General features: G+C 49.6%; 12 protein-coding genes and 2 tRNA genes. 11 read left to right on the top strand and 3 right to left on the bottom strand.

Annotated elements, in window-relative coordinates:
* Positions 1-287 precede the first annotated feature (287 nt).
* Positions 288-374, bottom strand: a tRNA-Ser gene (locus GJQ69_RS03400).
* Between the two features lie 205 nt (positions 375-579).
* On the opposite strand from GJQ69_RS03400, the gene asnS reads away from it, so the two are divergent.
* The 6 genes from asnS to GJQ69_RS03430 all read left to right on the top strand — a co-directional run bounded on the left by asnS (position 580) and on the right by GJQ69_RS03430 (position 7,396).
* Positions 580-1,974, top strand: a complete 1,395-nt coding sequence (gene asnS / locus GJQ69_RS03405; RefSeq protein ID WP_086036048.1) for an asparagine--tRNA ligase — start codon at positions 580-582, stop codon at positions 1,972-1,974.
* Between the two features lie 219 nt (positions 1,975-2,193).
* Positions 2,194-3,471: an aspartate aminotransferase type Ic gene (locus tag GJQ69_RS03410; protein WP_086036047.1), complete on the top strand. Its 1,278-nt coding sequence runs from the start codon at positions 2,194-2,196 to the stop codon at positions 3,469-3,471.
* Between the two features lie 170 nt (positions 3,472-3,641).
* Complete coding sequence (locus tag GJQ69_RS03415; protein WP_086036046.1) at positions 3,642-5,087, top strand: preprotein translocase subunit SecD; 1,446 nt, start codon at positions 3,642-3,644, stop codon at positions 5,085-5,087.
* Entirely contained in the window at positions 5,074-6,069 is a 996-nt protein-coding gene (gene secF / locus GJQ69_RS03420; protein ID WP_174192917.1) for a protein translocase subunit SecF, read from the top strand. The genes GJQ69_RS03415 and secF overlap by 14 nt, the downstream gene beginning before the upstream one ends.
* Positions 6,070-6,191: 122 nt before the next feature.
* Positions 6,192-6,557 carry a helix-turn-helix domain-containing protein gene (locus tag GJQ69_RS03425; protein ID WP_086035182.1) on the top strand — a complete coding sequence of 122 codons (366 nt, stop codon included), beginning with the start codon at positions 6,192-6,194 and terminating at the stop codon, positions 6,555-6,557.
* Complete coding sequence (locus tag GJQ69_RS03430) at positions 6,506-7,396, top strand: IS3 family transposase (RefSeq protein WP_236849745.1); 891 nt, start codon at positions 6,506-6,508, stop codon at positions 7,394-7,396. Before GJQ69_RS03425 ends, GJQ69_RS03430 begins: the two co-directional genes overlap by 52 nt.
* A 91-nt stretch (positions 7,397-7,487) precedes the next feature.
* Here the strand turns inward: GJQ69_RS03430 and GJQ69_RS03435 are convergent, their stop codons facing one another.
* Together GJQ69_RS03435 and GJQ69_RS03440 are read right to left on the bottom strand one after the other, a co-directional pair.
* Complete coding sequence (locus GJQ69_RS03435; protein ID WP_086036044.1) at positions 7,488-8,546, bottom strand: aldose epimerase family protein; 1,059 nt, start codon at positions 8,544-8,546, stop codon at positions 7,488-7,490.
* Between the two features lie 33 nt (positions 8,547-8,579).
* Positions 8,580-9,539: an ROK family protein gene (locus tag GJQ69_RS03440; RefSeq protein WP_086036043.1), complete on the bottom strand. Its 960-nt coding sequence runs from the start codon at positions 9,537-9,539 to the stop codon at positions 8,580-8,582.
* A gap of 224 nt (positions 9,540-9,763) precedes the next feature.
* Between GJQ69_RS03440 and GJQ69_RS03445 the strand changes: the two genes are divergently transcribed.
* The 5 genes from GJQ69_RS03445 to GJQ69_RS03465 all read left to right on the top strand — a co-directional run bounded on the left by GJQ69_RS03445 (position 9,764) and on the right by GJQ69_RS03465 (position 12,938).
* Positions 9,764-10,441, top strand: a complete 678-nt coding sequence (locus GJQ69_RS03445) for a sugar transferase (protein WP_236849730.1) — start codon at positions 9,764-9,766, stop codon at positions 10,439-10,441.
* A gap of 56 nt (positions 10,442-10,497) precedes the next feature.
* On the top strand, positions 10,498-11,307 hold the full coding sequence (locus GJQ69_RS03450; RefSeq protein WP_174192919.1) for a polysaccharide deacetylase family protein: 810 nt from the start codon (positions 10,498-10,500) through the stop codon (positions 11,305-11,307).
* 69 nt (positions 11,308-11,376) lie between these two features.
* Positions 11,377-11,463 (top strand) — tRNA-Leu (locus GJQ69_RS03455).
* A 158-nt stretch (positions 11,464-11,621) separates the two neighbouring features.
* Positions 11,622-12,194: a TetR/AcrR family transcriptional regulator gene (locus GJQ69_RS03460; protein ID WP_236858917.1), complete on the top strand. Its 573-nt coding sequence runs from the start codon at positions 11,622-11,624 to the stop codon at positions 12,192-12,194.
* Between the two features lie 69 nt (positions 12,195-12,263).
* Positions 12,264-12,938 carry a hypothetical protein gene (locus GJQ69_RS03465; protein ID WP_174192921.1) on the top strand — a complete coding sequence of 225 codons (675 nt, stop codon included), beginning with the start codon at positions 12,264-12,266 and terminating at the stop codon, positions 12,936-12,938.
* Positions 12,939-12,947 lie beyond the last annotated feature (9 nt).

A 12,947-nucleotide genomic window follows, 5' to 3' on the forward strand; every position in this document is an offset into this window, starting at 1 on the left:
CTGATTCATTGACAACTTTATGACATGTAAATTAACTTTAAATGAATAACACTCTGATCAAACAAAAAGCTAGGGAACCCGCAAGTTTCTTAGCTTTTCCTGCTTTTATTATACTATGAATAGAATAAGACGAAACAAATAGATAAAAGCCCTGCGAGTTGATGTGGTTGCTACCGTGATTCAAAAGAGTGGTCTTACTCATACTATCTCTTGCTATCTCTTATTAATAAAAAAATCCAAAACCACTATTCCGTTCGGCAAAAACAAAATAGGGTTTTGGATATGAGTGGCGGAGAGGATGCGACTCGAACGCACAATGCCTTGCGGCACACCACATTTCCAATGTGGCTCCTTACCAATTAGAATACCTCTCCAAGTGGTAAAAATGTTGCTTTTTATCAGCGACTCAATTATTATAGCATACATTTTAAAGAATGCAAGACTTTTTCCGTGGAAAAACAGATTTTTTCTTTTTTTATGTGAAAACTTGCACCGGAGCGCCGCCTGCGGTAAACTGTTTTGTGTAGAAACTAGATTTTATATGCCTGCCTTTTTGGCCGGTACAGGAGGAAACACAAATTGGAACGAGTAAAAACAGCACAACTCTATCAGAATGCGGAGGCGTTCAGCGGCAAGGCCATCACTGTCTGCGGTTGGGTGCGCTCTGTACGGGACAGCAAAACACTTGGTTTTATCGACCTGAATGACGGCAGCTGCTTTAAAGGACTGCAGGTTGTATTTGAAGCGGACAAAGTGGACAACTTTGCGGAAATAGCGAAATTCAATGTTGGCTCGGCGGTCTGTGTGACCGGCCAGCTGCTTTTAACGCCGCAGGCGCGACAGCCTTTTGAGGTGCACGCATCATCGGTTCGGCTGGAGGGTGCCTCCACACCGGAGTATCCGCTGCAGAAAAAGCGCCACAGCGTAGAGTACCTGCGTACAATTGCGCATTTGCGCCCACGTACCAATTTGTTCTCGGCGGCATTTCGCGTGCGTTCCGCTGCCGCGTATGGCATTCACCGCTTTTTCCAGGAGCGTGGATTTGTATATGTGAACACACCGCTGATTACAGCCAGTGACGCAGAGGGTGCGGGTGAAATGTTCCGTGTCACAACACTGGACCAGACCAACCCGCCGCGCACACCGGACGGCAAAATCGACTTCAGCAAGGACTTTTTCGGCACACCGGCTTCTCTGACCGTTTCAGGGCAGCTGGAGGCGGAGTGCATGGCCATGGCGTTTGGTCAGGTTTATACGTTCGGTCCGACTTTCCGTGCGGAAAAATCCTACACACAGCGCCATGCCGCCGAGTTTTGGATGATTGAACCGGAAATTGCTTTTGCCGATTTGGAAGATGTCATGCAGTTGGCAGAAGCCATGATGAAGTATGTCATTCGCTATGTCATGGATACCTGCCCGCAGGACCTTGATTTCTGTAATAAATTTGTAGACAAGGGTCTGCTGGACCGTCTGCAGAATGTACTGGACCATGACTTTGCGCATGTTTCCTACACCGATGCGGTGGAACTGCTGAAAAAGAACAACGACCACTTCGACTACAAAGTAGAGTGGGGCTGTGATCTGCAGACTGAACACGAGCGCTATCTGACCGAAAAAGTTTTTCAGCGTCCGGTCTTTGTCACGGATTATCCGGCGGGCATTAAAGCTTTTTATATGCGCGCAAATCCGGATGGCAAGACAGTGGCGGCTGTGGACCTGCTGGTGCCGGGCATTGGTGAAATCATCGGCGGCAGTCAGCGTGAAGAACGGCTGGACGTGCTGCAGGAGAAGATGCAGGAGCTCGGTATGAACGAGAAGGAATATTGGTGGTATTTGGACCTGCGCCGGTATGGCAGTGCCTGCCACGGCGGCTTCGGCCTTGGTTTCGAGCGCCTGATCATGTACTTGACCGGCATCCAGAATATTCGGGACGTTCTGCCTTTCCCGCGTACACCCGGCAGTGCGGAATTTTAACGGAAAACTTTTTAAGGACCGCTTCGGCGGTCCTTTTTGCTGCCAAGATTTGCATAAATGACAGGCAATATGACCAAAATTGCCGGTTGTACATCCGAACTTTTCCCACCGTTGTGCAGGAATTTGGATTAAGACTTGCATTTTTATTTCGTTTTCGCTACAATAGGAAAGGTTTATGTACCTTTTGCGATAGCTTGTAATGTAGGGAGTGCATTTTGCGTGGAATTTGGGAAATTGTCAAAAACAGAACTGAAGACTTTGCAGGCACAGCTTGCAAAGAAGTTTGATGCCTGTAAGGCGATGGGGCTCAAACTGAACATGGCGCGCGGCAAGCCGAGCGCAGAGCAGCTGGACCTTTCGCTGGATATGCTGGACCAGATTACCTCACGGTCCAATGTGGTGCTGCCGGACGGCACCGACTGCCGAAATTACGGCCTTGCGGATGGCCTGCCGGAAATGCGCGGTATGCTGGGCAAAATGATGGGACTGCCGGCGGAGAACGTGATTGTCGGCGGGAACTCCAGCCTGAACATGATGTTCGACGCGATTTCCTGCTGCATGACGCATGGCCTGCCCGGCGGTAAGCCGTGGTGCCTAGAGGAACACCGGAAGTTCCTTTGCCCCTCTCCGGGATATGACCGTCACTTCGGCGTAACCGAATATTTCGGCTTTGAACTGATTACAGTTCCTATGCTGCCGACCGGGCCGGACATGGATGTTGTGGAAAAGTTGGTTTTCTCGGACCCTGACATCAAGGGTATTTGGTGTGTGCCGAAGTATTCCAACCCAACGGGCATTACTTATTCAGATGAAACCGTACGCCGCTTTGCCGCTTTAAAGCCGGCGGCGCCGGACTTCCGTATTTTCTGGGACAATGCCTACTGTGTGCATGACCTGACCGATACGCCGGATCATCTGCTGAACCTATGGGACGAGTGCCAAAAGGCCGGCAATCCTGACTTGCCTGTCTTCTTTGCATCCACCAGCAAAATTACATTCCCCGGCGCGGGCGTAGCAGCCATGGGCGCCAGTGACAACAACCTGCAGGTCTTTCGGAAACACTATAAATATCAGACGATTGGTCCAGATAAGCTGAACCAACTGCGGCATCTGCTTTTCTTAAAGAAGGTTGGCGGCATTCCGGCACAGATGTGCCGCCAGCGTGCGATTATTGCGCCGAAGTTCGAGGCAGTCGAACAGATTTTTGAGCAGGAGCTTGCGGGCAAGGGCGTTGCCGCGTGGACAAAACCGAACGGCGGCTACTTTATTAGTGTGGATGTCACGCCCGGCTGCGCAAAGCGCACGGTGGCACTGTGCAAAGAGGCGGGCGTCACCCTGACCGGTGCGGGCGCAACGTTCCCGTACCACAAGGACCCACAGGACAGCAATATTCGTGTGGCACCTACTTATCCGCCGCTGGAAGAAGTCAAACAGGCGGCAAAGCTGTTCTGCTTGTGTGCACAAATGGCGGTTTGTGAAAAGCTGCTGGAATCCTGAAATTTTTCTTTCTCCTCATTTTCGGGCCGCTCCGCTGGAGCGGCCCCTTTTGTAGATGGGTATTTTATACTGAAAACGTTGACTTTCCCATATAAAATTACTATAATAAATTTGCTACGTCTGTGAAACTGGCTTTTTCGCAGAAAAAAAGCAAATTGGAGGACTTGCGCATGAAGCGAGCACGAAAACCCATTTTTTTCATCGTCGCAATCCTCATCTTGGCCTTTACGTTCGTTTCCATTTCGGGCGTTTATTCGTACAAAGGCGATACCAAAACGACCTACGTTAAGGGCGTTGGGGATATCAGATGGGGTATTGACATACGGGGCGGTGTAGAAGCAACTTTCGCCCCTGAGTCCAACGGAAAAGCGGTGACGAAGGACCAGATGGATTCTGCAAAATCCGTTATTGAAACACGTATGGTGCAGAACAACATTACGGACTATGAACTGTACGCCGACTACAGTCAAAACCGCATCATTACCCGATTCCCATGGCAGAGCGAAGAAAAGAACTTTGACCCGGAATCGGCACTAAAAGAACTTTCCGCTACTTCGGTTTTGACTTTCCGTGAGGGTAGTGAGTACACAAATACCGCAACCGGCAGTGACGGCAAGGCGGTTTACACAACGCCGAAAGGAACGACTGCAAAAAACATCTTCCTAAAAGGCAGTGATGTCAAGTCCGCCCGGGCGGGCGTGACACAGGACTCCACTTCCGGCCAGTCCTCCTATGTGGTGGAGCTGGAGCTTACCAGCGACGGCGCCAAAAAATTTGCGGACGCGACCAAAAAGGTCGCTAATGAAGAAAGCACTTTGTCTATCTGGATGGACGATACCATGATTTCTTCCGCTTCTGTGGACAAGGCCAAGTTCGGCGCAACCGGTATTACCGGCGGCAAGGCGGAGATTTCCGGCAACTTCACTTCGGAAAGCGCCACTAAGCTGGCAAATCAGATTAACTCCGGTGCGCTTCCCTTTAAGCTGACGGTCAACAGCTTCAGCAGCATCAGCCCAACACTGGGTACCTCTTCGCTGTATGCGATGGCACTGGCAGGCGTTATCGGTTTCCTGCTGGTGGCTCTGTTTATGATTCTGGTATTCCGTCTGCCCGGTTTTGTGGCCGTCATTTCCTTGTGCGGCCAGATGGCACTATGCTTTGCCGCGGTGTCCGGCTTCTTCCCATTTATGAAGAGCTTTACCATGACACTGCCCGGTATTGCCGGTATGATTCTTTCCATCGGCATGGGCGTGGATGCCAACATCATTACGGCAACCCGTATTAAGGAGGAGCTGTACGCTGGCAAGTCGCTGGACGGCGCCATTACCGCCGGCGACAAAAACAGCTTCTGGGCTATTTTCGATGGCAACATTACCACCATTCTGGTCGCTGTCATACTTATGCTGGTGTTTGGACCGACGAATATTTTGTCTGGTTTGTTTGGCGCCAGCACCACCGGTTCCATTTACTCCTTCGGCTATACGCTGCTGATTGGCAATATCGGCAACTTCATCTTCGGCGTGTATACCAGCCGCGCAATGACACGGTCGCTTTCCGCATTCAAACCCCTGCGCAAAAAGTGGCTTTACGGAGGTGCGATGCATGAAGCAGTTTAAGATTCATTTCAGTAAAAACCGCCGGATTTATTACGGCATTTCCATCGGCGTTATCCTGCTGGGTATTATCTGCAACTGCATTTTTGGTGCCCAGCTGGACATTGAGTTCCGCGGCGGTACACAGCTGAAGTATTCCTACACGGATACTTCAGGCGCGGCGCAGCAGGCGGCGGTGGAGAAGGTTGTAAAGGATACGGTCAAGCAGGACGCTTCCGTTCTGCTGAATAAGAATGTAAAGGATTCTTCCGGTACCGGAACAACCAACAATATCACCATTGAGCTTGCCGGCACAAAGGCGATTTCCGTAGAGATGCAGCAGCAGATTGCAAAGAACCTGCAAAGCAAATTTACAAACAGTAAGTTTGCTTTGGTAGAGTCCAGTTCCATTAACCCCTCCATGGGACAAAAATTCTTTGTCAAATGTTTGGTGGCGGTTGCCATTACCATGGCGCTGTTGCTGCTGTACATTACCATTCGGTTTAAAAAGATTGGTGGTACATCAGCCGGTGTTATGGCCATCATTGCGCTGCTGCACGATGTATGTATGGTGTACTTCACCTTTATTTTCTTCCAGATGCCGATTAACGGCAACTTTATCGCCGTTGTGCTGCTGATTCTCGGTTACTCACTGAATGATACGATTATTGTCTACGATCGTATCCGTGAAAATCGCAGCGAAATGCCGGCTAAGACGCCGATTGGCGAACTAGTGGACCTCAGCATTAACCAAACGTTGACGCGCTCCATCTTCACGGCACTGTGCACGGTAATGGTTATCGCATGCCTGTGCGTGGTCGCTGCCTATTATCAGCTGGCCAGCGTCACAACACTTGCACTGCCGATGATGATTGGTGTTATTTCCGGCTGTTATTCCTCCGTGTGCATTGCCGGTCCGCTGTATGTCGGCTGGAATGAGCATAAGGACAAAAAACGGAAAAAAGAGAACGCTGCCAAGGCACAGGCTGCCAAAGCAGAAGAATAAAGAAGCACAGCAACGCATTTTTGCCGTGTATCTCAAAAATCCCGCTGAACAGAAAAGCATCTGTTGAACTGCACCCCATTTGTTAGACAGTATGATATACTGAAAACAAATGGGGTGTTTTTATGCCAAAAGGTAAAGCAAAGAAACGATACACAGGAGAATTCAAACAGCAGGTTGTAGAAGCTATGCAAACAGAGAAACTCAGTTACAGTGAAGCAGCACGGCAGTTTCACGTGTCTGACCATAAAAGCGTTGCTCAATGGGAACGAATTTATCTGGAAGAAGGACCAGAAGGGCTATATGTGGAACGCCGTGGTCGAGCCAGTGCTGCAAGCGGCACTCAGAAAGAACGCAACCCAAAGCTGAACAAAAAGGTAGAAGAAGATTTGATTGCAGAAAACCAACGGTTGCGTGCAGAGGTAGATTACTTAAAAAAATTGAATGCCTTGGTTTTGGAAGAGGAACGCCGCGACAAAAGGCGCAAGTGATCTGGGAACTAAGGCATAAACACAAGATTTCACTACTAATTGAAGTATCCGGTTTGCCGCGATCAACCTATTACTACTATGCCAAGCGTAGAATGCAACCGGATAAATACAGCGAAATCAAAGAACAGATCACTGAAATCTACCATGAAAACAAGGGGCGCTATGGTTATCGCCGTATCACAGATGTTCTGCACAGTAGAGGATACTGCATCAATCACAAAACCGTCCAGAGGTTAATGAAGCAGCCTGGACTCGTATGCCGAGTGAGAATGAAGAAATATCGTTCTTACAAGGGTGAGGTGGGTAAAATTGCTCCAAATCTGCTGAAACGGGACTTTGAAGCAACGACACCAAATCAGAAATGGGTAACCGATGTGACCGAATTTAGCCTGTTCGGGCAGAAAGTGTATTTGTCACCGATTCTGGATTTGTGCAGCAGGGATATTGTCAGCTACACCATTTCGGACAGGCCGGTTTTGTCGATGGTAACGGAAATGCTGGACAAAGCATTTGAGAAAATTCCCGATGGTACACAACTTATTCTCCACTCCGATCAAGGCTGGCAGTACCAACACAAGCGGTATCGAAAAGTGCTTGCCGAGAAAGGAATTCAACAAAGCATGAGCCGCAAAGGGAACTGCCTTGATAACGCTGTAATGGAAAATTTCTTTGGCTTGCTTAAAAGTGAACTGCTGTATTTGCAGGAATTCGACTCAATCGACCAGTTCAAGGACGAACTCGTAAACTATCTGGATTACTACAACAACCGCCGTATCAAAGCAAAACTTAAGGGCTTGCCGCCCGCTTTACATAGGCAACAAGCCCTTTCGGTTGCTTGATTTAAAATATTGTCTAACTTTTTGGGGTCAATTCACTGTTCGGCGGGATTTTTATATCTCTCTATGTAAAATCATTTAGGGAAAAGCAGTTTTATTTGATAAGTTCAAACTTATAAATGGTACGGCTGCGAAATGTCTTTCCGACCGACAGCAGCGTGGAGGGGAACTCCGGATAATGCGGACTGTCCGGAAAATGCTGTGTTTCCAGACAGAAAGCGGTATGCGGAAGCATTGGCGAGCCGTCGCGGTTCAGCGAACCTTCGTTAAAGCAGTTGGCAGTAAAAAGCTGCATACCGGGCTGATCAGTAAAGACAAGCATACGGTGACCGGAAGAAGTATCGGTGGCCTCGGCGACTCTGCGGAAACCAGTGCCGTTCAGCACAAAGCAGTGGTCGTAGCCGCCGCAGGAACGCAGCTGCGGCTCCTCTCGGTTTATATCCTGCCCGATTGCTTTCCCGCCACGAAAATCCTCTGCGGTGTCCTCTATGGGCAATAACTGACCGGTAGGGAGCAGGTCCTTGTCCACTTCCAGACAAGTGTCAGCGTCTATGATAAGGTCGGTTTTCAGTACATCTTTTTGGCAGCTGCCGCTGAGGTTAAAGTAGCTGTGGTTTGTCAGATTCAGATAAGTAGCACGGCTGCTTTCCGCACGGTAATCAATCATAACGGCGTTGTCGGTTGTCAGACAGTAGGTGACACGGACGTTGCAGGTGCCCGGAAATCCCTGCTCACCGTCGCGACTTTCGTAAGTCAGTGTAATGGAAGGTGCGTCGTCATTCGCTTCTTTGCGGCGGCAGCGCCATACACGGGTTGAAAATCCCTGTGGACCACCGTGCAGCGTTGTGCTGCCCTCATTTTGCGCCAAACGGCTGGCTTTTCCAGCAATGGTAAAGGAGCCGTCCGCAATGCGGTTAGCATAGCGGCCCATCACAGCACCCAGGTAGTCACCGGGCTGTGTGTATTCCTCCAGTGTGCGGTGACCAAGCACCATTTCTTCCGCGTCACCGTTGCGTCCCGGCATTTGCAGGGACTGAATGCGTGCACCATAGGTGAGTACAGTCAAAGAAGCGCCGGATGTATTTTTTAGGGTATAGGCTTTTACCGGTGTATGGTCTGGCAGCACGCCGAAAGGCATATCTGTAATACTCATTTTTAAGATTTCATCCTTTCGCTGCACTGTCTGTCAGGCAGTCCCAAGCAGAGCAGCACCGATAATACCGGCATCGTTACCTAGTTGTGCAATGCACAACTGGGTGTGAGGGCCGTTTGGCACCAGGAAAGTTTCTTTGTTCACAAATGCCTGCAGGGGCTTCAGCAGGTAGTCTTTTTCGTTGCAGATACCGCCGCCGATGCAGACACGGTCCGGCTGAAAAATATTGATGCAGTTGACAAGACCGGTGCCAAGGTCACGGATAAAGCAGTCAACAGCTTTCTGGCCCAGCGGGTCGCCTGCGCGCATGGCGTCAAAGGCGGTGCGGCCGCTTACTTTGTTTAGGTCATTTCCGGCCAGCTGCCAGATAGGGGAGGAGTGGTCGGAAGAAGTCTGCATGATTTCCTGTGTCGTGCGGATAAGACCAGTGGCAGAGGCGTAGGTTTCCCAGCAGCCATGCCGCCCGCAGGTGCAGGACCGGCCATCGGCTTTGATGACTTGGTGGCCAAGTTCACCGGCTGCACCATTGCAGCCAGAGTAAATTTTTCCGTCGATCAAAATACCGCCGCCGATGCCGGTGCCCAGCGTGATGGCCAGCGCATTTGCGGCATTCTGCAGTGCGCCCGCTTTATATTCGCCGAAAGCCGCCGCATTGGCGTCGTTTTCCAGCAGGACACGGCGGCCGTTCAGCCGTTGACTGAGCTGGTTTGCCAGTGGGTAGTTGTGCAGGTTCAGATTGCCGGAGAAACCGACAATTCCGTGCATACTGTCAATGCTTCCGGGAGAGCCAACGCCAATCCACGGTACATCTTCCAGCGTCAGGTGTGCGGCCCGCAGGGCCTGCAGCGCTGTGTTGGCCAACTGCTCCGTTAGTTCTTCTTCCGGACAGGGGACACGTGTGTGGCTTTTGGCACTGGCTACCATTTTGTAGTTTTCATCAATGATGCCGACGGCGATATTTGTACCGCCTAGGTCGATTCCCAGATAATACATAAAAAAGTATCCTCCTTACAGCCATGTCATATTCTGCGGCGGGCTGTATTTACTGCCGCGTACTTTACACTAGTATAGTCCGTTGGCGAATGAAAGTAAATATCTATCAGAAAAGCAGCAGAAAAATTGAATCACTGCGGCGCAGTGTGCTATAATATTTTAATGTCTTATTTTTGAGATGATATGGCCAGAGAAAGTAATACTGAACGAAATGAGGGGTTCCTTTGCGCTTTGAAGACCTGCCTGCATGGATGCAGAACGCGGACACAAAAACCTGTTTTGAAAAGCTGCGGCAGCACCGCGGAACGCTTGCAGCTAAGCGTTTATTTGATATTGTGGTTTCTTTTTTGATACTGGTGATTTTGTCACCGCTGCTGTTGATAACGGCCGCTGCGGTAAAATTGGACTCCAAAGGACCGGTGTTCTATCGGCAGGAGCGTGTTGGCCGCTATGGAAAACCGTTCCGTATCTATAAGTTTCGTACCATGGTGCAGGACGCGGATAAAAAAGGATTGCAGATAACTGTTGGACAGGACCCGCGCATTACGCGCGTTGGCCGCGTTATCCGTAAATGCCGTCTGGACGAGTTTGCACAGGTGCTGAATGTGCTGGACGGCACGATGAGTTTGGTCGGTCCCCGTCCGGAAGTACCGAAGTATGTAAAGGCATATCAGCCGGCCTATCTGTCCACACTGCTGGTACGGCCGGGCGTGACGGCACCCAGCAGCATTCACTTCCGCAATGAAGACGAGATTTTGGCGGAGTCGCCGTTGGACCCCGAAACGACTTATATTGAGAAGATTCTGCCGACCAAAATGCAGCTGAACCTGCAGTATATGGATTCCATTTCGGTAGGAAATGATATTAAAGTCATGGTTCAGACAGTGCGCGCTGTTTTTTGAGTGCATATTTTCTGCTTCCCCCGCATAGAGTTCCTGTATAAAAGGGAGGAGTGGGCGTGTATTTCATCTGGAAAAAGCGAAACATTGTGATTGCCCTGCTTGCGGTTGCGGCAGCAGCTGGCCTGCTTTTTACATGGTACGGCCGGCAGGTCAGCGTGGCCGCAGCGGCAAAGACAAAAACGGTCAATCCCAACTGGGGCCTGTCCTTTCCGCAGCCGGGAAAGCAGCCCGTGGGGAATGCCTCTCCGCAGTTTTTGCGGCAGTATCAGGCTTATTTTCTTGGAAATGACAAGGATAAAACACTGTATCTGACGTTTGACGCAGGGTACGAAGCTGGTTATACGCCAAAAATTTTGGATGCCCTGAAAAAGCATCATGTGCACGCTACTTTTTTCGTTGTGGGAAACTACCTGCAAACGCGGCCGGACCTTGTGAAGCGTATGGCGGCGGAAGGACATACGGTCGGCAATCATACGTGGCACCACTATGATATGTCGAAAATTTCTGACACGGCTGTCTTTGAAAAAGAACTGCGTTCTGTGGAGGAAAAGTATAAAGAGATTACCGGAAAGCCCATGCAGCGCGTGTATCGGCCGCCGCAGGGCCGCTACAGCGTTGCAAACCTGCAGCAGGCGCAGAAGCTCGGCTATAAAACGTTTTTCTGGAGCCTTGCCTATGTAGATTGGTACAAAGATAAACAGCCAACCAAAGAAGAAGCCTTTAAGCGAATTTTGCCGCGGACTCATCCGGGAGCGGTTGTTTTACTGCACCTCACCTCCAAAACAAATGCGGATATTTTAGATGAACTCCTTACCAAATGGGAACAGATGGGGTATCACTTTGGCATGGTTACAGACCTGCACTAAAGTATAGAAATGCTGCCATGAAAAACTTGCGTTTGCTGCTGTTCTGTGATACAATAAAAATGTTGTTTTGCCGCTGTGGCGGAATTGGCAGACGCAAGGGACTTAAAATCCCTCGATGGAAACATCGTACCGGTTCAACCCCGGTCAGCGGCACCACCCCGAAAAGCTAGTTATTTTAAGGCTTTCCGGGGATTTTTTATGCCGCGGACATGGTGAATTGCGGAAGATAAAAAAGGATTTATTGTTTATCTAAAGAGAAGCAAATTGACAAACGGCGGGCAGTCTATTATAATGAACATTGTTCAAGTTGGGAGGTGCATACAATCAATATCGCTGTAACATCCAAGTCCGCCATTCTCAAAGTCTGTAGGGACATGGTTTCGGAAAAGGGGCTGTCAGCGCTGAATATGCGCTCGGTTGCACAGGCCTGTCATGTGGCGCTGGGGTCACTTTACAACTATTTTTCCAGTAAAGATGATTTGGTTATCGCAACGATTGAGAGTGTCTGGCAGGATATTTTCCACATGGACCATAAATGCACAATGAATTTGCCGTTTCCCGAATACGTCGGCTGGATTTTTGAGAGCGTTCGGCGCGGCAGCAAAGAATACCCAAATTTTTTAACGGCACATTCGCTCAGCTTTGCAAGCACGGGGAAGAACAAGGCGAAGGATACCATGCAGCATTATTTTTCCCACATCAAAATGGGAATGACGGAAGCATTAAATGCGGATACTGCCATTAGAAAAGACGCCTTTACGCCTGCCTTTACCGAATCTGACTTTATTGATTTTGTGCTTACCAATGTTTTAACAATGCTTATGCAGAAAAAAGGTGACTGCGGTGTGCTGCTTGCAATCATTCGCCGCACCATTTATGCTGACTGAGTGCCCGCCAAACGGCGGGCTTTTATACAAACAAATATGAACATCGTTCAAATTGAAAGGAATGGTACCATGCAGGCTATTTTTGAAACACTTTTTGATATTGCTTATTTAACTACTGTTATTATCCTGGGAGTTCTGATGATTCGGGGAAGCGCGGGGAAAAAGCAGTTCTTGCTTTTCGGAATTATGGCGATAACGCTCGGCTGCGGCGATGCCTTCCATTTGGTGCCGCGTGCCATTGCGCTCTGCACCACCGGTCTTGCAAGTTACACGGCTGCGCTGGGCATTGGAAAGCTCATTACTTCCATCACGATGACCATTTTTTATGTTCTGCTCTATTATGTATGGCGTGCACGGTATCAGGTATCCGGCAAAGGCGGGATTACAACGGCGGTTTGGATGCTAGCGCTTTCCCGCATTCTTCTCTGCCTGATGCCGCAAAACGCATGGACAAGCGCCCGTGCGCCGCTTTCTTGGGGGATTTACCGCAACATTCCTTTTGCGCTGTTGGGGGCACTGATTGTTGTGCTGTTCTACCGCAGTGCAAAAGAACAGCGGGACCGTCCATTTCGTTTTTTATGGTTCACTGTGGTGCTGAGCTTTGCCTGCTACATTCCGGTCGTGTTGTTTGCAGATGCGGTTCCGGCTATTGGTGCCCTTATGATTCCGAAAACCTGCGCCTACGTTTGGACAGTTCTTATTGGTTATGAGGCAATGAAAGGGAGTAAAATAGAAAAAATTTAAATTTCTTTG

This window comes from Caproicibacterium lactatifermentans (assembly GCF_013315815.1).
Lineage (GTDB): Bacteria > Bacillota > Clostridia > Oscillospirales > Acutalibacteraceae > Caproicibacterium > Caproicibacterium lactatifermentans.